Origin of the sequence: Aeromicrobium stalagmiti (genome assembly GCF_013283745.1) — a bacterium.
Lineage (GTDB): Bacteria > Actinomycetota > Actinomycetes > Propionibacteriales > Nocardioidaceae > Aeromicrobium > Aeromicrobium stalagmiti.
This window is the reverse complement of record NZ_JABSTZ010000001.1, coordinates 1,380,259-1,400,122: the sequence shown is the minus strand read 5'-3', so window position 1 is coordinate 1,400,122 and position 19,864 is coordinate 1,380,259. Positions and strand designations below refer to the sequence as shown.

At 70.3% G+C, this 19,864-nt stretch carries 20 protein-coding genes; 3 read left to right on the top strand and 17 right to left on the bottom strand.

Features of this window, described 5'->3' with window-relative positions; all coding sequences use genetic code 11:
• Positions 1-41 precede the first annotated feature (41 nt).
• On the bottom strand, positions 42-1,070 hold the full coding sequence (locus HQK15_RS06855; RefSeq protein WP_367649083.1) for an AMP-binding protein: 1,029 nt from the start codon (positions 1,068-1,070) through the stop codon (positions 42-44).
• Positions 1,067-1,627 carry a hypothetical protein gene (locus HQK15_RS06850; protein ID WP_217361363.1) on the bottom strand — a complete coding sequence of 187 codons (561 nt, stop codon included), beginning with the start codon at positions 1,625-1,627 and terminating at the stop codon, positions 1,067-1,069. Before HQK15_RS06850 ends, HQK15_RS06855 begins: the two co-directional genes overlap by 4 nt.
• A gap of 77 nt (positions 1,628-1,704) precedes the next feature.
• On the opposite strand from HQK15_RS06850, the gene HQK15_RS06845 reads away from it, so the two are divergent.
• Together HQK15_RS06845 and HQK15_RS06840 are read left to right on the top strand one after the other, a co-directional pair.
• Positions 1,705-2,589: a 1,4-dihydroxy-2-naphthoate polyprenyltransferase gene (locus HQK15_RS06845; protein ID WP_173490627.1), complete on the top strand. Its 885-nt coding sequence runs from the start codon at positions 1,705-1,707 to the stop codon at positions 2,587-2,589.
• Position 2,590: 1 nt separating this feature from the next.
• Positions 2,591-3,097, top strand: a complete 507-nt coding sequence (locus HQK15_RS06840; protein WP_367649082.1) for a metallophosphoesterase family protein — start codon at positions 2,591-2,593, stop codon at positions 3,095-3,097.
• Positions 3,098-3,127: 30 nt separating this feature from the next.
• On the opposite strand, the gene cds1 is transcribed toward HQK15_RS06840, so the two are convergent.
• Positions 3,128-4,222: an L-cysteine desulfhydrase Cds1 gene (gene cds1 / locus HQK15_RS06835; RefSeq protein ID WP_173490626.1), complete on the bottom strand. Its 1,095-nt coding sequence runs from the start codon at positions 4,220-4,222 to the stop codon at positions 3,128-3,130.
• Positions 4,203-4,469, bottom strand: a complete 267-nt coding sequence (locus tag HQK15_RS06830; RefSeq protein ID WP_173490625.1) for a DUF4229 domain-containing protein — start codon at positions 4,467-4,469, stop codon at positions 4,203-4,205. The genes cds1 and HQK15_RS06830 overlap by 20 nt, the downstream gene beginning before the upstream one ends.
• Before the next feature lie 69 nt (positions 4,470-4,538).
• On the opposite strand from HQK15_RS06830, the gene HQK15_RS06825 reads away from it, so the two are divergent.
• The gene (locus HQK15_RS06825; protein ID WP_173490624.1) at positions 4,539-4,808 is read left to right on the top strand and encodes a PLDc N-terminal domain-containing protein; all 270 of its coding nucleotides are present in this window, start codon (positions 4,539-4,541) and stop codon (positions 4,806-4,808) included.
• Positions 4,809-4,833: 25 nt separating this feature from the next.
• On the opposite strand, the gene HQK15_RS06820 is transcribed toward HQK15_RS06825, so the two are convergent.
• The 13 genes from HQK15_RS06820 to HQK15_RS06760 form a co-directional block, all read right to left on the bottom strand.
• Positions 4,834-5,892 carry an ABC transporter permease gene (locus HQK15_RS06820; RefSeq protein WP_173490623.1) on the bottom strand — a complete coding sequence of 353 codons (1,059 nt, stop codon included), beginning with the start codon at positions 5,890-5,892 and terminating at the stop codon, positions 4,834-4,836.
• Positions 5,889-6,791, bottom strand: coding sequence for an ABC transporter ATP-binding protein (locus HQK15_RS06815; protein WP_173490622.1), 903 nt, complete (start codon positions 6,789-6,791; stop codon positions 5,889-5,891). The genes HQK15_RS06820 and HQK15_RS06815 overlap by 4 nt, the downstream gene beginning before the upstream one ends.
• Positions 6,792-6,832: 41 nt before the next feature.
• Positions 6,833-7,522 (bottom strand): gamma-glutamyl-gamma-aminobutyrate hydrolase family protein, encoded by a 690-nt coding sequence (locus HQK15_RS06810; RefSeq protein ID WP_173490621.1) that lies wholly within the window; start codon positions 7,520-7,522, stop codon positions 6,833-6,835.
• 13 nt (positions 7,523-7,535) lie between these two features.
• Complete coding sequence (locus HQK15_RS06805; protein WP_173490620.1) at positions 7,536-8,303, bottom strand: 3-oxoacyl-ACP reductase; 768 nt, start codon at positions 8,301-8,303, stop codon at positions 7,536-7,538.
• Between the two features lie 110 nt (positions 8,304-8,413).
• Positions 8,414-9,775, bottom strand: coding sequence for an aldehyde dehydrogenase family protein (locus HQK15_RS06800; RefSeq protein ID WP_173490619.1), 1,362 nt, complete (start codon positions 9,773-9,775; stop codon positions 8,414-8,416).
• A gap of 9 nt (positions 9,776-9,784) precedes the next feature.
• Positions 9,785-11,146 (bottom strand): glutamine synthetase family protein, encoded by a 1,362-nt coding sequence (locus HQK15_RS06795; protein ID WP_173490618.1) that lies wholly within the window; start codon positions 11,144-11,146, stop codon positions 9,785-9,787.
• A 28-nt stretch (positions 11,147-11,174) separates the two neighbouring features.
• Positions 11,175-11,900 (bottom strand): FadR/GntR family transcriptional regulator, encoded by a 726-nt coding sequence (locus HQK15_RS06790; protein WP_173490617.1) that lies wholly within the window; start codon positions 11,898-11,900, stop codon positions 11,175-11,177.
• Positions 11,901-11,971: 71 nt separating this feature from the next.
• Complete coding sequence (locus tag HQK15_RS06785; RefSeq protein ID WP_173490616.1) at positions 11,972-14,425, bottom strand: GcvT family protein; 2,454 nt, start codon at positions 14,423-14,425, stop codon at positions 11,972-11,974.
• Complete coding sequence (locus tag HQK15_RS06780; protein WP_173490615.1) at positions 14,422-15,321, bottom strand: phosphotransferase; 900 nt, start codon at positions 15,319-15,321, stop codon at positions 14,422-14,424. The genes HQK15_RS06785 and HQK15_RS06780 overlap by 4 nt, the downstream gene beginning before the upstream one ends.
• Positions 15,322-15,392: 71 nt before the next feature.
• Positions 15,393-16,199, bottom strand: coding sequence for a GntR family transcriptional regulator (locus HQK15_RS06775; RefSeq protein ID WP_173490614.1), 807 nt, complete (start codon positions 16,197-16,199; stop codon positions 15,393-15,395).
• Between the two features lie 25 nt (positions 16,200-16,224).
• A complete protein-coding gene (locus HQK15_RS06770) occupies positions 16,225-17,796 on the bottom strand; it encodes an amino acid permease (RefSeq protein ID WP_173490613.1) in 1,572 nt (523 codons plus the stop codon).
• Between the two features lie 135 nt (positions 17,797-17,931).
• A complete protein-coding gene (locus HQK15_RS06765) occupies positions 17,932-18,549 on the bottom strand; it encodes a hypothetical protein (protein ID WP_173490612.1) in 618 nt (205 codons plus the stop codon).
• A gap of 32 nt (positions 18,550-18,581) precedes the next feature.
• On the bottom strand, positions 18,582-19,712 hold the full coding sequence (locus HQK15_RS06760; protein WP_254450863.1) for a peptidoglycan-binding domain-containing protein: 1,131 nt from the start codon (positions 19,710-19,712) through the stop codon (positions 18,582-18,584).
• Positions 19,713-19,864: the final 152 nt, after the last annotated feature.

Here is a 19,864-nt window from a genome sequence, read left to right as displayed (position 1 = left end):
CGCAGCGAGCACCTGAGCGACACCGCAGTCCGGGTCGCCGCTCAGGTGCCGCCCTGCAGGGCCCGGCGGTCGATCTTGCCGCCGGGCAGCAACGGAAGATCGTCCAGCAGCACGACCTCGCGCGGGGCCCAGCTGCGCGGCAGGCCCGCCTCCTCGACGGCGTCGCGCAGCTCGTCGAGCCGGAGGCCGTCGAGGCACACCGCATCGGCGGGCACGACGTACGCCACGACGCGCGCACCCCACTCCTCGTCCTTGGCGCCGAGCGCCACGGCGTCGCGGACGCCCGCGAGCCCGCGCAGGGCCTGGGTCACCGCCGGCAGCGGCACGTTGACGCCGCCGCTGATCACGACGTCGTCCGATCGTCCGGTCACCCGCAGCCGACCGTCGACGATCTCACCGAGGTCGGAGGTCGCGAACCAGCCGTCCTGCAGCGCGGCAGCCGTGGCAGCGGCATCGGCGTAGCCGTCGAACAGGACGGGGCCCGAGATCAGCACCTGACCGTCGTGGTCGATGCGCAGCTCGACGCCGTCGAGCGGCACGCCGTCGTAGACGCACCCGCCCCACGTCTCGCTCATCCCGTAGGTGCGGACGACCGTGACGTCCGCCAGGGCGTCGAGCATGTCCTGCGGCACCGCGGCGCCGCCGATCAGGAGCGCGTCGAGCGACCGGAACAGGTCGGCCGAGCCGCTCTCGAGCAGCCGGTGCACCTGCGTCGGCACCAGTGAGGCGTAGCGACGGTCTCCGGGGATCGCCAGGATCGCCTCGGGGAGAGACGCGTGGTCGGCGGCATAGACCGGCTCGAGGCCGGCGAGCGCCGACCGCACGAGCACCTGCAGGCCGCCCACGCCGGTGACGGGCATCGCCTGGAGCCAGCCACCGGGACCACCGAGGCGCTCGAGGCTGGCCTGCGCCGAGGCCAGCATCGCCGCGTGCGACAGCACGACGTCCTTGGGCTCGCCCGTGCTGCCGGACGTGCGGATCACGACCGGGTCGCCGCCCTCGCGCACCCAGTCCACGACGAGGGCGAAGACGTCGCGCGGGTCGCCGGCGACGGGCCGCAGCCCGGTCACGCAGGCTCACCCGGCACGGCGGGCAGGTCGATCGGACGCTTGAGATAGGTCCACGGGAACCACATCGTGCCGATGCGCTCCCACCCCCTGGCCTCCAGGTCCTTGGCCTTGCGGCTGCCGATCACCGCCCGGCGGTGCTCCCACTGGACGGGCGACTTCTCCACGTCGTGGAAGAGGGGTCCGTAGCCCACCGAGTGCCAGCCGTGGCGACCCCACTCGTTGAGCTGGTCGATCTCGTTGAGCGCCGTGAGGCCGACGAGCTGGCGGTGCTCCGTCGTGCCGGGGATGGGCTCGGGGCGCTTGCCGAACCGCTGCTGCGCGGCCTGGCGCGACATCCCCAGCGCCGTGCCGATCGCCTCCCAGCTCCACTCCGCCGCCCGCGCCGACGAGACGGCAGCGGCCAGCAGCTGGTTGGTCTCGTCGTGGGCGCGCCGGGTGATGACCACGAGGTCGAGGTGCGCCTGGGGCTCCTTCTCGAGCCGACGCTCCAACGTGGGGTCGAGCCGCGCGACGGCACGCGCGATGAGGTCCGAGAACTCAGCGTCATCGATCGTCATGCCGTCAACGCTATCTTGACACCCAAATGGCGTCAACTGGAGGTTGACATGGCATATGGGTGGCAGACTGGTCGGTCATGACCGCCTCGCTCTCCCCCGCCCAGCTCTGGATCGCCGGAGCGAGGCCGCGCACCCTTCCGGCCGCCGTGGCTCCGGTCCTGGCCGGCACCGGCGCGGCGGCGTTCGCCGACTCCGTCGTCTGGTGGAAGGCCCTGCTGGCCCTCGGCGTGTCGCTGGCGCTGCAGATCGGCGTCAACTACGCCAACGACTACTCCGACGGCATCAAGGGCACCGACGACGACCGCGTCGGCCCGCTGCGGCTCGTCGGATCGGGGCTCGTGCCGGCCCGGCGGGTCAAGGCAGCTGCACTCCTCTTCCTCGGCCTCGGTGGCGCGCTCGGCTTCGCGCTGGCCGCGACCTCCAGCTGGTGGCTCCTGCTGGTCGGGGTCGCCGCGCTGGGTGCCGCCTGGACCTACACGGGCGGCCCCTCGCCGTACGGCTACCGCGCGCTCGGCGAGGTCAGCGTCTTCGTCTTCTTCGGGCTCGTCGCCGTGCTCGGCACCGCCTACGTCCAGATCGAGGACATCACCGCACCGGCGATCGCGGCATCGATCGGCATCGGCGCGCTCGCCTGCGCGATCCTCGTCGCCAACAACCTGCGCGACATCCCGACCGACTCGGTCACGGGCAAGAAGACCCTCGCCGTGGTGCTCGGCGAGGCCGGGACCCGTCGCCTCTACGGCGTCCTCATGGTCGTCGCGATCGGGATGCTCGTCTGGGCCGCCTTCTCCACCCCGTGGGCCCTCCTGGGCCTCGCGGCCCTGCCCCTGATCGGCCGTGGCGCCTCCGTCGTCGCCTCGGGCGCCCAGGGCATGGCCCTCATCCCCGTGCTGCGCGACACCGGCCTGGCCGAGCTCGTCTATGCCGCCGGTCTCGCGATCGGTCTCGCGATCGGCGCCTGACGTGCTGCGCGTCGCCGTCGTCTCCGACACCCACGCACCCCGGTTCTGGAAGGCGCTGCCCGATGCGGTCGCCGAGCAGCTGCGCGACGTCGACCTGATCCTGCACGCCGGCGACGTCTGCCTGCCCTCGGTGCTCGACGAGCTGGCGGCGTACGCACCCGTGCACGTCGTGGCCGGCAACAACGACGGCGACGACGTCCGCGCCTGGGGTGCTCCAGACACCCTCGAGCTCGACCTCGACGGCGTCAGCGTCGCGATGATCCACGACTCCGGCCCGAAGCAGGGGCGTGCCGCCCGGATGCGGCGCCGGTTCCCCGACGCCGACCTGGTCGTGTTCGGCCACTCCCACATCCCGTGGGACACCGAGCAGGACGGTCAGCGTCTGCTCAACCCCGGGTCGCCGACCGACAAGCGCCGCCAGCCCCGCGGGACGATGGCCCGGGTCGTCGTCGACGACGGACGCATCGTGTCGGTCGACATCGTGCCGGTCACCCCTGCGGCCCCGTGACCGGCAGCCCTCGTCACCGAGGTCGGGCCGTCAGGCGCCGTTGGTGACGACGGGCAGGACGCCCGTGGCGGAGAACTCGTCGAGCGCCGCGACGTAGGGCGCGATGTCGATGCCCTTGGCGGCCAGCCACGCGTCGTCGTAGTAGGTGTGGGCGTAGCGCTCGCCACCGTCGCACAGCAGCGTGACGACGCTGCCCACCTCGCCGGCCTCGCGCATGTCGCCGATCAGCTCGAGGGACGCCCACACGTTGGTGCCCGTCGAGCCGCCGACCGGCCGCCCGAGGATCGCCGAGACCCAGCGCATCGTCGCGATCGACGCGGCGTCGGGCACCTTGACCATGTCGTCGATGACGCCGCCGACGAACGACGGCTCGACGCGCATGCGACCGATCCCCTCGATGCGCGACGGGGTGTCGGTGGTGACGTCGGAACGGTCCTGCTCCCAGCCGCCGTAGAACGCGGAGTTCTCGGGGTCGGCGACCGCGATGCGGGTCGCGAAGCGGCGGTAGCGGACGAAACGGCCGATCGTCGCCGAGGTGCCACCCGTGCCCGCGCTGACCACGATCCAGCTGGGGCAGGGGTGCGGCTCGGCCGACAGCTGGTCGAAGATCGACTCCGCGATGTTGTTGTTGCCCCGCCAGTCGGTGGCCCGCTCGGCGTAGGTGAACTGGTCCATGTAGTGCCCGCCGCAGTCGACGGCCAACTGGCGGGCGACGTCGTAGACCGTGCCGGGGTCGTCGACCAGGTGGCACCGACCGCCGTAGAACTCGATCAGGGCGATCTTCTCGGTGCTGGTCGAGGCGGGCATCACGGCCACGAACGGCAGGCCGATCAGCCGGGCGAAGTAGGCCTCGCTGACCGCGGTCGACCCGCTGGACGCCTCGATGACGGTCGACGACGGGCCGATCCAGCCGTTGCACAGGGCGTAGAGGAACAGCGACCGCGCGAGACGGTGCTTGAGGCTGCCGGTCGGGTGGACCGACTCGTCCTTGAGATAGAGGTCGATGCCCGGCACCGGGATCGGCAGGACGTGCAGGTGCGTGTCGGCGCTGCGGTTGGCGTCGGCGTCGACGCGGCGGATCGCCTCGGCGATCCAGTCGCGGCTCTCAGTCGATGTCTTCGGCACGACGGGACTCCTCGATCCGTGCGGTCATCCGCTCGGCACGGGCGTGGACGTCCTCGGCGAGCCGCGCGCGCAGCCCGGCGAGCAGGAAGATCGAGATGACCGACGAGATGACGAGCGAGACGAGGAGCACGAAGATGTTGACGATCTCGGTGCGCTCGAACCAGATCGGCGCAGCGAACCACACGATGGCGAACACCACGGCCAGGACGGCGAAGCGAGCCAGGGTGTAGGTCCAAAAAGCCTTCATGGCGCCAGCCTAAACCGTCGCGCCAGCCACACGCCCTGCCGGTTGTGAACACCCCGATACGGTGGAGGCATGGGCAAGGCTGTTCTCGTCGCACTCGGCGTGGTTCTCTTCGTGTACGCGGTGTTCGACCTGATCGCCACCCCCAAGGCCCAGGCCCGGCTGCTTCCCAAGATCGTCTGGCTCGTGATCCTGCTGGTGCCGGTGGCCGGTCCGCTGCTGTGGATCTTCTGGGGCCACATCAAGGACGCCCCGCCGAAGCCCCGCAACACCGGCGGATGGACGCCGCCGCCCGGGCCGCGAGGCCCTGACGACGACCCCGACTACCTGCGCGGCCTCTAGCCCAGGCGACCGCCGGCCCGACCGGTCAGTCGTCCCAGCGGAAGAGTCGGCTCGCGATCGCGGTGACCACGATCGCGAAGCCGAGCAGGATCGCCATGGGCAGCAGTGCCGCCGCCGGACCCTCGCCGCGGACCATGGTGTCGAGCATGCCGTCGTTGAGGTGCTTGAGCGGGAGCACCTTGCTGATCGCCGTGACGTAGCCCGGCGCGCCGTCGAGCGGGAAGAACGACCCCGACAGGAACGCCATCGGGAGCACGACGAAGTTGGCGATGCCGACCGCGGCCTCCTCACTCTTGGCGATGGCCCCCGCCAGCAGGCCGATCGCCATGAAGGCGAGCGTGCCGCACACCAGCAGCGGGACGATCATCGGCCACGACCCCGTGAGGCGTAGCCCGAACAGCGCGACGCCGACGCCGAGGAAGATCGCCGCCTGCACCACCGCGATCGCGATCGACACCGCGACGCGGGCCGTCACGACCGAACGGGTCGGGATCGGGGCGAGGCGCAGGCGCCTGAGCAGCCCGTTCTTGCGCCAGACGACGAGGTTGGTCGCTGCACCGAACGTGGCGCCGGACGCGATCGCCCAGCCCATCAGGCCCGGGGTGTAGTACTGGATCGGCTTCAGCGAGTCGTCCTCGACCTGGTCGGTCGAGAGGCTGAAGCGCGGAGCCTCGCCCGTGACAGCGATGTTGGCCGACTGCACGATCGCCTGGAAGGTGCCCTGCACCGTGGCGGCCTTGACCTGGTCGGCCTGGGAGTAGCGGACGACGAGCTCGTCGCCCCGCTGGGAGATCACCGCGTCGGCGTCGCCCTTGCGGACCTGCTCGATGGCGTCCTTCTCGTCGGACGATGTCGTGATCTCGAGGCTCTCGGCGAGGGAGGCCTTGACCTCCCGGGGTGTGTCGTCGAGCACCGGGACCGCACCGATCTGGATGACCTCGGACTTCGACGCCCCTTGGTCGGTGAAGATGCCACCGAACAGCACGAGGAACATCAGCGGGAAGATCACGGCGAAGAAGAACGCCATCTTGTCGCGGAAGAAGCCCTTGAGCATGGCCCGGGCGAGCGACCTGAAGGCGTTCATGCCCGGTACTCCCGTCCGGTGAGCTCGAGGAACACGTCCTCGAGCGACGCCCCCTTGACGCTCAGCCCCGCGAGCGCGTCGCGGTTGGCGAGGTCGCTCAGCACCCGCGACGGGTCACGGGTCGTGATCGTCGTCCCCGACTCGTCGGTGTCCACGGCGTCGTCACCGGCCACTGCCCGCGCGTCGTCGGCCGACAGGGTGCCGGGGGCGAGACTGATGCGCACCGGCGCGTCGAGCCCCCTCACGAGAGCTGCGGGAGTGTCCATTTCCAGGATCCGGCCGGAGTCCATGATCGCGACACGGTCGCAGAGCACCTCGGCCTCGTCCATGTGGTGCGTCGTCAGCACGACCGTCCGCCCGGAGTCGTTGATCGTGCGCAGGACGTCCCAGAGGTTGCGCCGCGCCTGCGGGTCGAGGGCCGCAGTCGGCTCGTCGAGGAACACGACCTCAGGATCGTGGATCAACGCGCACGCGATCGAGAGGCGCTGCTTCTGGCCGCCGGAGAGGTCCTCGGTGCGGATGTCGGCCTTGTCGACGAGCCCCACCTGCTCGAGCATCTCGTCGGTGCGTCCGGCGGCGACGCCATAGAGAGCGCCGAACGTGTCGAGCTGCTCGCGCGCCGTCAGCCGCTCGAAGAACGACGACGACTGCAGCTGGACGCCCATGCGCCGCTGCAGCGCGGGCTCCCGCTTCCAGGGCTCGTGCTCGTCGATGCGCACCGAGCCGGCCTGGGGCTTGCGGAGCCCCTCGACCATCTCGAGCGTCGTGGTCTTGCCCGCACCGTTGGGCCCGAGGAGCCCGAAGAACTCGCCCGGCGCCACCGTGAAGCTGACCCCGTCGACGGCGCGCACGTCGCCGTACGTCATGACAAGACCCTCGGCCCTGATCTCTACCCCCATGGCTCGACCCTAGGCCAGCGGGGCGGATCCGACGAGGGCCCTCATCCGCACGCCGCGACCAGGGCCGCGAACAGGCCCGCGTCGTCCCGGGTCTCGGGATGCCACTGCACCGCGAGGCGGAACCGGTGCGACGGGTCCTCCATCGCCTCGAGCGTGCCGTCGGCGGCCCGGGCCGCCGGGACGAACCCGGGGTGGTCGCGCACCGCCTGATGGTGGTGGCAGCGCACCGCGCCCTTGGCGCCGATCGCTGCGGCGAGCCGGGTGCCGGGCAGCACGTCGACGTCGACCTCACCGAACTTCGCACCCCCCGGCGAGTGGTCCTCGTGCCCGACGACGTCCGGCACGTGCTGGACGAGCGTGCCTCCGGCGTGCACCGCCATGACCTGCATGCCCCGGCAGATGCCGAGCACGGGCAGGTCGGACGGGGCGGCCCCGAGCAGCGCGAGCTCCCAGGCGTCCCGGTCCTCGCGCCACGCAGCCGTCCGCTCGTGCGGCGCCTGCCCGTAGCGCGCCGGGTCGACGTCGGCCCCACCCGCGATGACCAGGCCGTCGAGGCGGGTCACGATCGATGCAGCCCCGGACGGGTCGCCCGGCGGCAGCAGGACAGGCACCCCGCCGGCGCGCTCGATCGAGCGGGCGTAGCCGGCCGGCAGGACGTCCGCGAACTCGTCCCACACGCCCCACCGGGCCTGCTCGCGGTAGGTCGAGATGCCGATGAGGGGCCGGGTCATCGCGGGCATCCCGTCACAGCGGGGTGACGTAGGCCCCGGAGATGCCACCGTCCACCAGGAAGGTCGATGCCGTGATGAACGACGACTCGTCCGAGGCGAGGAACAGCACCGCGTTGGCCATCTCCTCGGGCTCGGCGAAGCGTCCGACCGGCACGTGCACGAGACGCCGCGCAGCGCGCTCGGGATCGCTCGCGAAGAGCTCCTGCAGCAGCGGGGTGTTGACCGGGCCGGGGCAGAGGGCGTTGACGCGGACGCCCTCGCGGGCGAACTGCACACCCAGCTCGCGCGACATGCTCAGCACGCCGCCCTTGGAGGCCGAGTACGAGATCTGCGACGTCGCCGCGCCCATCACCGCGACGAACGACGCGGTGTTGATGATCGATCCCCTGCCCTGCTCGAGCATGTAGGGCAGCGCGGCCTTGCAGCACAGGTAGACGCTCGTCAGGTTGACGTCCTGCACGCGCTTCCACGCCTCGAGGTCGGTGTCGAGGATCGAGTCGTCCTCCGGCGGCGAGATGCCGGCGTTGTTGAAGGCGATGTCGACCGAGCCGTAGGTGTCCTTCGCGGTCTGGAACAGCGCGTCGACCTGCTCCTTGTCGGTGACGTCGACGTGCACGTAGGTGCCCCCGACCTCCTCGGCGATGCCGGGCCCCTTGGCGTCGTCCAGGTCGCCGATGACGACCTGGGCGCCCTCCTCGGCGAACCGGCGGACCGTCGCCAGCCCGATGCCGGAGCATCCTCCGGTGACGACGGCGACCTTGCCCTCGATGCGTCCTGCCATGAGATCTCTCCTGTCTGATCTCGATACACCCGCTCGTTCCTCACGGGCACTCGATCAGCGAGCACTCGTTGGTCGAGTGCCGCCGAGGAACGAGCGGTGTGTCGAGACCACTAGTCGTTGCTGATGAAGACGTTCTTCACCTCGGTGAAGCTGTGCGGGGCGTCGGGCCCCAGCTCGCGGCCGAGGCCGGACTGCTTGAAGCCGCCGAACGGCGTCCAGTAGCGGACCGACGAGTGCGAGTTGACGCTGAGGTTGCCGGCCTCGACGCCCCGCGAGACGCGCAGCGCACGGCCGACGTCACGGGTGTAGATCGAGCCTGAGAGCCCGAACTCGGTGTCGTTGGCGAGCTCGACCGCGTGGGCCTCGTCGTCGAACGGCATGACCGCCACGACCGGCCCGAAGACCTCCTCGCGCCAGATCCGCTGCTGCGGGTCGTCGGCGAGCACGACCGTCGGGGCGAACCAGTAGCCGGGCCCCTGCGGTGCGACGCCTGCGAAGGCGACCTCGACCTCGTCGACGAAGCCCTGGACGGCCGCCTTCTGGGCCGCCGAGATGAGCGGTCCCATCTCGCTGGACCGGTCGGACGGGTCGATGACCTTCACGCCGGCGACGGCCGGCTGCAGCAGCGAGACGAACTCGTCGTACGCCGATCGCTGCACCAGGATGCGCGACCGGGCGCAGCAGTCCTGGCCTGCGTTGTCGAACACGGCCGACGGGGCGGCGGCGGCGGCCTTGGCCAGGTCGGCGTCAGCGAACACGATGTTGGCGCTCTTGCCGCCGAGCTCGAGCGTCACGCGCTTCACCTGGTCGGCGCACCCGGCCATGATCTTCTTGCCCACGTCGGTCGAGCCGGTGAAGCACACCTTGCGCACGAGCGGGTGGGTGACGAACCGCTCCCCCACGACGGACCCCTTGCCCGGGACGACGGTGAAGACGCCCTCGGGGATGCCTGCCTCGAGGGCGAGCTCAGCGAGCCGGATCGCGGTCAGCGGCGTCAGCTCGGCGGGCTTCAGGACGACCGTGTTGCCGGCGGCGAGCGCCGGGCCGAACCCCCAGCCGGCGATCGGCATCGGGAAGTTCCAGGGCACGATGATGCCGACGACACCGAGCGGCTCGTGGAACGTCACGTTGATGCCGCCGGCGACGGGGATCTGATGACCGGTCAGCCGCTCCGGCGCCGCGGAGTAGTAGTTGAGGACGTCGCGGACGTTGCCCGCCTCCCACGTCGCGTTGCCCCACGTGTGGCCCGAGTTGCGGACCTCGAGCTCGGCCAGCTCGGGGATGTGCTCGTCGACGACCGCGGCGAAGCGACGCAGCAGGCGGGCTCGCTCGCCGGGGGCCGTGTCACGCCAGGCCGGATAGGCCTCGGCAGCCCGCTCGATCGCGGCGTCCGCCTCCGCGAGCGAGGCCATCGCGACGTCCGTCACGGCTTGCTCCGTCGCGGGGTTCACGACGGTGTAGGTGGCGCTCATCCAGCTCCCTCACATTCTCTCGAAGCCGCGGCGCAGCTCCCAGTCGGTCACGGCGGCGTCGAACGCCTTCAGCTCGACGTCGGCCATGTTGGTGTAGTGGTCGACGACGTCGTCGCCGAGGACCGCGCGCGCGATCGCGGACCCGTGGAACGCGTCGCGGGCCTCGCGCAGCGTCGTCGGGACCTTGGGCTTGCCCGACGCGTACGCGTTGCCGGTCTGCTCGGGCTCCAGCTCCAGCTGGTGCTCGATGCCGTACAGGCCGCCGCCCAGCATCGCCGCGAGCGACAGGTAGGGATTGGTGTCACCGCCGGGGACTCGGTTCTCCAGCCGGGCCGAGGGACCGTGGCCCACCAGGCGCACGGCGCACGTGCGGTTGTCGAGGCCCCACGCCACGGTCGTGGGCGCGAACGAGCCGTCCGCGAAGCGCTTGTAGGAGTTGATGTTGGGCGCGTAGAGCAGCGTGAAGTCGCGCATCGTGGCGAGGATGCCGGCGATGAACTGGTCGTAGACCGCCGAGCGGGCCCCGTCCTCCCAGAACGCGATCGACCCGTCCGTGCCGCGCAGCGACAGGTGGATGTGGCACGAGTTGCCCTCCCGCTCGTCGTACTTCGCCATGAACGTCAGCGCCTTGCCGTGCTGCGCCGCGATCTCCTTGGCGGCGGTCTTGTAGACCGCGTGGTTGTCGGCCGTCACCACGACGTCGTCGTAGAGGAAGCCGATCTCGTGCTGCCCGAAGTTGCACTCGCCCTTGGCGCCCTCGACGTTCATGCCAGCGGCGTACATCGTGTTGCGGATCTCGCGCAGCAGCGGCTCGACCCGGGTCGTGCCGACGATCGAGTAGTCGACGTTGTACTGGTTGGCGGCCGGGAGCCCCTGGTAGTTGTCGCGCCACGCCTGCTCGTAGGTCGTGTCGAACAGGATGAACTCGAGCTCCGTGCCGGCGAGCGCGGCGAACCCGGCCGCAGCGGCCTTGTCGACCTGGGCCTTGAGGATCGTGCGCGGCGACTGCACCACCGGGGCGTGGTCGAGCCACACCAGGTCGCACTGCACCATCACCGTGGCCGGCAGGTGGTCGAGGCGACGGATCGTGTCGAAGTCGATCGCGAACTCCATGTCGCCGTAGCCCTTCTCCCACGAGCTCATGGCGTAGCCGTCGACGGTGTTCATGTCGACGTCGACGCTGAGCAGGTAGTTGCACCCCTCGGTGCCCTGGTGGACGACGACGTCGAGGAAGTAGGCCGCGTGGAGCCGCTTGCCCTGGAGGCGGCCCTGCATGTCGGTGAACGCCACGACGACGGTGTCGACGTGCCCCTCCGTGATCTGGACGCGCAGCTGCTCCAGGCTCAGCAGCCGCGGGTTGCGGGTGGTCATGGTGCTGTCCTCATCGTGGAAGTCCCCTTCACATCAGGCCCCGGAGCAGAGCCGCCGTGTCGTCGCAGTGGCTCTCCATCGTGCGGCGCGCCTTGGCGGCGTCACCGGCGAGGATCGCCTCGACCACGGCGACGTGCTGCCGCCGGGAGTGGTCGATGTTGCGGTCGAGCACCGGGATGGCGTCGAGCATGTCGTGCAGGCACATCTGGACGTTGGTAACGGCGTCGATCAGCAGCGGCGACCCGGTCACGGAGGCGATCGCGAGGTGGAGCAGCGAGTCGGCCTGACGGTGCAGGGCCTTGGTGGACGCCGTGCTGACCTGCTCGAGCGCCGTCCGGAGCATCTCATCCTGGGCAACGGTGAGGTCCTGGTCGGCGGCGGCCCACGCGGCTCCCGGCTCGACGATGCGGCGGAAGTCGAGGGCGTCGAGCAGCTCGGCGCGCGGGCGAGCCAGCGTCGGGGCAGACCCCGGCTCGCCGGGACGGAACGTGACGACGGTGCCGCCCCCGCGACCGCGCCGCGTCGTCACGAGCCCGGCCTCCCGCAGGGCCGCGATGGCCTCGCGCAGCGTGGCGCGCGAGACGCCGATGCGGTCGGCGAGGTCGCGCTCGGGCGGGAGGGTGCTGCCGTCGGCATAGATGCCGAGGCGGATCGACGTGGCGAGGCGCTCGACGCACGACTCGAAGGCGTGATGACCGCGGACGGGGCGCAGGACGGCATCAGCGAGCTCGCCCCGGTGCTCGGCGATCGTCATCCGCGGCCCACCTCCGTCCCATAAGGTCTGGTTTCGAACCTTATCGGCCGTCCGGCGACGTTGTCCATGGCTCAGGCCGGTCGCAGTCGCTCGCCGTCGGGGTCGAGCAGCGGGCGCAGCGACACCTGGACGGCGACCCGCCGGCCACCGACGTCGAGCTGGTAGTCGCCCCCGCGGACGTACGCCGCCGTGGCCACCTCGCCGGTCGGCGCGTGGACCCACGCCAGCCCGACACCGGCGCCGAGCGTGGCGGCCCAGGCCCCCGACGTCGCCTGACCGACGGGCAGCCCGTCACGGACCAGCAGCTCGCCGCCCCACACCATGACGTCCGGGTCGTCGAGCACGAACGACACCAGCCGCCGGGCCGGGCCGGTCGCCTTGGCCCTCTCGACGGCCTCGCGCCCCACGAAGTCGATGTCGGTGCTGAGCTTGCAGGTGAAGGTCAGGCCCGCCTCGACCGGGTCGACGTCGGGCGTCAGCTCGCGGCCGAACGCGCGATAGCCCTTCTCCAGGCGCATCGACTCGATCGCGTAGTAGCCGGCGTCGGCCAGCCCGAGATCCTGCCCCGCGGCCTTCAGCGCGTCGTACAGCTCGAGCGCCCGAGCGACCGGGACGTACAGCTCCCAGCCGAGCTCGCCGACGTACGTGATGCGGGTGGCGCGCACCCGGATGCCGGCCAGCTCGACCTCGCGGCTCGCGCCGAACGCGAAGGCGTCCTCGCCGAGGTCCGCGGCGCCGAGCCGCGCGAGCAGCTCACGCGACGCCGGTCCCATCACGCCGAGCACGGCAAGCCGGTCGGTGATGTCGGTGACGACGGCGTCGATCCCGTCCGGCACGTGCCGGCGGATCCAGTCCTGATCGCGCTCGGTCGTCGCCGAGCTCGCGACCAGCATGAACTCGTCGTCGGCCACGCGAGTGACCGTCAGGTCCGACTCGTAGCCGCCGCGGCTGTTGAGCAGCGCGGTGTAGACCGTCCGTCCCACCTCGACCGCGACGTCGTTGCTGCAGATCCACTGCAGCGCCGCCTCGGCGTCGGCGCCGTGGACCACGTACTTGGAGAACGAGGTCTGGTCGAAGACCGCGACCTGTGAGCGGCACGCGACCTGCTCGGCGACCGCCCACGGCAGCCAGCTCTGCCGCCCCCATGCGTACTCGATCGTGGGGTCCTGCCCTTGGGGCGCGAAGAAGTTGGCGCGCTCCCAGCCCATCTTCGACCCGAAGCCGGCGCCGGCCGCGGCGAGGCGCTCGTAGACCGGTGACGTCCGCAGCGGCCGCGCGGTGTCGTACTCGCGGTTGGGCCACGGCACGGCGTAGTGCAGGCCGAGCACCTCGGTCACCCGCGCCCGCAGGTAGTCCCGGTCGTTCTGGAACGGGGCGAAGCGCCGGATGTCGACCGCGAGCAGGTCCATCGTCGGCTCACCCTGCAGGATCCACTCCGCGAGGGCACGTCCGGCGCCCCCGGCCGAGGCGATGCCGACCGAGTTGAATCCGGCGCCGACGAAGAAGCCACGGACGGACGGCGCCTCGCCGAGGATGAACTGGTTGTCGGGGGTGAAGCTCTCGGGGCCGTTGTAGAACTTGCGGATGCCGACCTCGCCGAGCACGGGGATGCGCTCGATCGCGCTGTCCATGAGCACCTGGAAGTGGTCCCAGTCCTCGTCGAGCAGCTGGAACTCGAACGGGTACGGGATCTGGTCGGGGGCGACCCACGGCTTCGCCTCGGGCTCGAACCCGCCGACCACGAGGCCGCCGACCTCCTCCTTGAAGTAGGTGTAACCGTCGGGGTCGCGCAGGATCGGCAGGTCCGGGCGGACGCCCTCGATCTGGTCGGTGACGACGTAGAAGTGCTCGGCGGAGTGCAGCGGCACGGCCACACCGATCTGCGCGGCGAGGTGGTGCGCCCACTGCCCGGCGCAGTTGACGACGATCTCGGCATCGATGTCGCCCTGGTCGGTGCGCACCCCGGTGACCACGCCGTCCGCGACGACGACCTCGGTGACGCGGACGTGCTCGACCACCGTGGCGCCTCTTTGGCGCGCGCCCCTCGCAAGCGCCTGGGTCAGGTCGGTGGGGTTGGCCGTGCCGTCGCCGGGCAGCCAGATGCCGCCGACCAGGTCGCCGGTCTCGAGCAGCGGGTAGCGCTCCCCCGCCTGGTCAGGGGTCAGCAGCTCGCACTCCAGGTCGTACGCCACGGCGGTCGCGGCGGTGCGGCGCAGCTGCTCCATGCGGTCCTCGGTGCGGGCGACCGTCACCCCGCCGTTGCGCCGGAAGCCCGAGCTGAGCCCCACCTCGTCCTCGAGCTGCTCGTAGAGCGAGGCGCTGTACTGCACCAGCGACGTGCCGCTCTGGGTCGCGCGCAGCTGGCCGACCAGGCCCGCGGCGTGCCACGTGGTGCCGCACGACAGCTCACCCTGCTCGAGCAGGACGACGTCGCTCTCGCCGTTCTTGGTCAGGTGATAGGCGACGCTGGTGCCGATGACACCACCGCCGATGACAACGATGCGGGCCCTGCCGGGAAGAGTCATGGCGCCGCCTGGTCGAGGAGAGTCGAGAAGTGGGGTGACCGGAAGTCGGAGACGGCGAGGTCGAACCGTTCCTGGCCCCAGCCGTAGTAGTCGAAGTCATCGTCCGACGACGCCGCCTGGATGAACCCCCACAGCGACCAGCCGTAGCGGGACACCGTGGCCTGGAGGCGGGCGCGCGCGACGAGCTCGGGGGCCTCGTGACCGACGTACGCCGTGACGAGCTCGGCGAGGTGATCGTCGTCGAGCTCGCACTCCGTCCAGGAGTTGCCGATCTCGAAGAAGGCGTCGTTGTTGCCGGCGTAGTCGTAGTCGATCAGCCAGATGCGGTCGCCGTCGTCGACGATGTTGCCCGCGAGCAGGTCGTTGTTGCACGGCACCGTGGGCTGGGGGCTGGCGGCGAGGGCGCCCTGGATGCGCAGGAGGTCCTGGGCGTGCGCGACGTAGTCGTCGGGGATCCGGAACCCGCGCTCGACGCAGGTCTGCAGATAGGCCGGCTGGCGGCGGAACATGTCGAAGTCCGACGCGAACCGGGGGCCGGCGTGCAGACGTCGCATCGCCTCGGCGACGCGCGGCAGGGTGCCGGGCCTGCGCAGGTCGTCGTTGGCATAGCTGCGACCGCCGAGGAAGCCGATGACCAGCAGGCCGAGGTCGGGCCGGTAGTCGACGAACGGTGCACCGGCGCCGGACGCCTCGGCAGCTCGGGTGTTGAACGACTCGGCGTCTCGGTTGATGCCCAGCAGCTCGTTCTCGCTGCGGCTCAGCCGCACGACGTAGACCCCGTCGGGGGTGGTGACCTTGAGGTTCTGGTTGGTGAGCCCGCCCGGGAGGTCCTCGATCGTGCGGGGACGCCCGGCGAGCGACGTCACCTGGTCGAACAGCTCATCAAGGTCCGCCATGACGAGAGCCTAGTGGCGCCTCGCCATAAGGTCTAGACGTTCCCCTTGCCGCGGTAAAGGTCTCGTCAGCATCAGGTGGGTTCGACGGTGATCGTGGTGTCGGTGCCCAGTCCGGTCTGCAGCGTGATGCGGGTGCGGTCGGACCGATAGCGGTCGTAGGCGAACTCGACCGGCAGACCTGACGCCGTCCACGCCTTGCGCGTCACCAGCATCAGGGCCGAGCCGGGCGCGACCTCGAGCAGGCGGGCGTGCTCGTCCGACGAGATCTCGGGCTCCAGCCACTCCTGCGCGCTCTGCGGAGCCAGGTCGTAGTGCTGGCGCATCAGGCCGTAGACCGACGCCGAGAGGTTGCGCTCCAGCAGCCCCGGAAACAGGTGTGCCGGCAGGTAGGTCTCCTCCAGCGCCAGCGGCTGGCGGCGGGCCGACCGCACGCGGACGATCTCGATGACCGGCTGGCCCTTGGCCACCTCGAGCGCCGCGGCGACCTCGCCGGCCGCCTCGACCAGGCCGGCGCGCACGACCCGGGCGCCGGCACGGACGTTGGCCCGGCGCATCTGCTCGGTGAAGCCGGGCAGCCCCGAGAGGTCGACCTCGACCTTGGGCTCACGGACGAAGCTGCCGCCCGAACGGCCGCGTCTGCGCTCGATCCAGCCCTGCGCCTCCAACGACCCGAGGGCCTGCCGCAGGGTCATGCGGCTGACCCCGATCGAGGCCGCAAGCTCTTCCTCGGGAGGCAGCTTGTCGTCGATGCGGATCCGGCCCGTCCCGATGCGATCGAGCAGCCAGGCCGTGATGCGCACGTGCGACGGCTCGTCGGTCGACGACGAGAGATCGGGCTTGCCGCCCAGTGCCTCGTCGTCGACCGCGAGCGTCCTCATGGAGAAGAACCGTATCGATCGACCCCTAGTCCTTGAACGCCTCCGTCACCGCCGTGTCGATCGTGTGCTTCGGCCCGGTGAACCACTTCTTGGCCGACAGGTGCCACCACAGCGTCAGGATGATCAAGGTGCCGCCGGTGAGGATCGGCGCGTAGTTGACGAACTTCCACGAGAAGTTGTCGTTCCACGGCACCGCTGCCGGGACGAACGGGAGGACGAAGTAGACGCAGATGATCGCGATCTCGGCCACCGCCACCAGGTTCATCCACTTGTACTTGTTGCCGTTGTTCCAGCTGCCCGGCACGAAGGCGTCGCCCATCTTCCAGCGCAGGAAGATGGGGATCAGGAAGGCCAGGTAGAGCCCGATGACCGCGACCGAGACGACCGCGTAGAAGGCGACCGGCACGATCAACGGCGCGTCAGCGGTTCCGAGGTTGACCTCGACGAGAGCCGGCAGCGAGATGAGCACTCCGATCACGGCCACGAAGACGACGGCGTTGGCCGGAACCTTCGCGGACGTGACCTTCGACCAGATGCTCGAGCCAGGAATCGCCCCGTCACGGCTGAACGCGAACGTCATGCGAGATGCGCTCGTCAGACAGGCGATCGTGCAGAAGAACTGGCCCGCCACCGAGATCGCGAGCACCATGACGTGCCACCCCTGGCCCAGCGCCTGGCTGAAGATCAGGTCGACGCCACCGCCACCGGCAGTCACGGCATCCTTGTCCTGCACCGCGAACAGGAACGAGAGCAGCAGGATCCACCCGCCGATCGCGGAGTAGGCGATGGAGCGCCAGATGCCCTTGGCCGCCGCCTCCGAGGCCCCTTGGGTCTCCTCGGAGAGGTGAGCGGAGGCATCGAAGCCGGTGATCGTGTACTGCGTCAGCAAGAACCCGAGCGGCAGGACCAGGAACCAGTACGTCCCGTTGTTCATCGCACCCTCGGCGTAGCCGGAGTTGTTGACCTTGCCGGTGAACACCTCACTGATCGCCAGGTGCGTCTTGGGGACGATCACCAGGATCGCGACGATGACGGCCACGCCGGCGACGTGCCACCACACCGAGATGTTGTTGATCACCGCGAGCAGGTGACCGCTGAAGATGTTCAGCACCGCCGCCACGGCCAGGATGACGACGAAGAGCACGAAGACCCGCTGGAGGCTGTAGTCCTCGGCCCACCCCGAGCTCAGCGTGCCGAGCGTCAGGTCGAGGAAGGTCGCGCACCCATAGGCCACGGAGGCCGTCACGGCCAGCAGGCCGATCAGGTTGAGCCAGCCGGTGAAGAACCCGGCAGCCGGACCACCCATCTTCGAGGCCCACCAGTAGATGCCGCCCGACGTCGGATAGGCCGACACCAGCTCCGACATCGTGAAACCGATGATGAGGATGAAGATCGAGATGATCGGCCAGCCCCACGAGATGGCGACCGGACCGCCGTTGTTCCACGCCTGGCCGAATGTCGTGAAGCAGCCGGCGAGGATCGAGATGATGGAGAACGAGATCGCGAAGTTGGAGAAGCTCGACCAGGAGCGGTTCAGCTCCTGCTTGTAGCCCAGGCTCGCGAGATGCTTCTCGTCGTCGGTGAGGTGATCGGCCATGGAATGCACCCAGCTCTCAGAAGAAGTTGCTGCATGCTAGCGCGGTGACGTCGATTGCCTCTAGACCTTTTCGGTTCAGATTTCACTTGTTCACACGACCGAAATCGTCGGAAACCGCAGCGTCGCGCGGCAACCTCAGCGAGATTCGTCGTGATCCTGACGCGAGCGCTTCAGCTCGTCGCGCTCGCCCTGCAGCCGCTTGACCTCGTTCTTGCGCGCCTTGAGCCGCATGCCCAGGCCCGTGATGAGCAAGGCCAGCACTCCACCGATGATCACTCCGATCAGCGTCGCGGCCCGGAAGCCGGGCGCATCGACGTCCATGATCCGCTCGCCCGCGTGGGCGGCGTTGCTGTTGCCGATGACGACCGAGAGCGTCAGCCAGTTCGGCGCCGCGAGGACGACCGCGACCAGCGCGACGATCCCCCGCCAGCCCCAGCTGAAGAAGCGCCGTCTGATCTGGAACAGCAGCAGGAGCGGGACGAGCGTGAACAGAAAGCCGTAGAAGAGGCCCCACAGGGTGCCCCGCGTGACGCCACCGTTGACCTGGTCGGCGACCCGCTGCGCCCACCACCGAGGGAAGAAGGCGGCCGACATCAGGTAGGCGATGTAGGCGACGCCGACGATCGCGATCGCCAGCACGAGGCGCTTGACCCACCGGTGGGGCGAGACGCCACTCGGCTGGTCGGCGATCTTGCGCTCGAGGTGGTCGTCCTCGTGCTCGGGGTTGTACGCCGCGGAGTCCTCGTCAGTCATGGCGCCATCATGGCAGCCCGGCGCCGTCCGGGTCAGTCGAGCGCGTCGGCCATCGCCTGCCACTCGGCGCCACGCACGACCCCGTCGCGCGACATCCCGGCGTCCTCCTGCACCTGCTTGACCGCGGCGAGCGTGACGGAGTCGTAGAACCCGTTGCGGTCGGCGACCGGCAGCCCGAGGGCGGTCTGCAGGAAGACGACGGCCTTGGCGACCCGTCCCCGCGTGATCGCGCTGCCCGAGTAGTGCTCGATGCCGTAGGCGATGGCCTCCGCCTTCGTGTATCCCTTGACGGCGCGGTAGGTGAGGCTGCCCGGGCTGAGCGACGCCCACGTCGGCTGGTCGAGCACGCCGGTGTAGGGGATGTCGTGAGCCCGCTGGTAGCGACGCACCGCCGTCCAGGTCGCGGCGTCGAACCGGCCCGTCCGCGCCACCTTGAGCAGCCCCTGGGCCTTCTCGACCGTGCCGCCGGTGCGGCCGTACTGGCGGTCACCCATCGACGTCCTGGCCACCAGCGGCGCCACGGCCGGGCAGTCACCCGTGCGGGGGCTGCCCGTCCGCGCGGCGTAGGTGCCGCTGAAGCGGACGCACGGTCCGTAGTCGGTGCGGCTGACCTCGCCGGTCCAGAACGACACGTTGCCCCGCGCACCGTTCCAGCTCAGCGACACGTGGACGTGGTCGGTGTGGCCGTAGCTGGGACGCCAGCCGGCCTTGGTGTTGTAGACCGCCCAGATCTTCTTGTTGTAGATGACGTACATGATGCCGAGGCGCCGGGCGTTGCGGCCGTCGTTGCGGGTCACCCAGGAGATGAAGTCGGCCGCCGCTGCCTTCTCCTGCTTGTCGTCGACGTCGACGATCCAGTCCCACGCCCGGCCGTCGCTGTGCTCGGAGACGCCCTCGGTGCACCCGCGCGAGATCGCACCGGAGCGCCCCTCGCCGTACGTCTCGAGGACGAGGTCGCGGAGCATCAGCGCCCCCGGCATGTCGAGCGGGCTGCACGAGGTCTGCGGCAGGTAGGGGGAGGCGGGGTCGACCTCGTCGGGCAGGTCGACCGGCGCCTTCAGCCCGGTCGGGCTCGACGGCAGGGAGATCGGTGGGTCGCCCGCGACGGCCGGCGAGGCCAGCAGCCCGGCTCCCAGCACGAGCGCCACGAGGGCGATCCACATCCTGCGCACGACCAGCACCTTCCCGAGACAACGTCCTCCATGGTGCGCCTCACGCACCCCGTCTGTCACCCGAATCACGGTGGTCACGCGGATCAGGGACCGGAACGGTCTCGTCGAAGGGCGGAAACGGTCTCGTCGAGGGGCGGCAACGG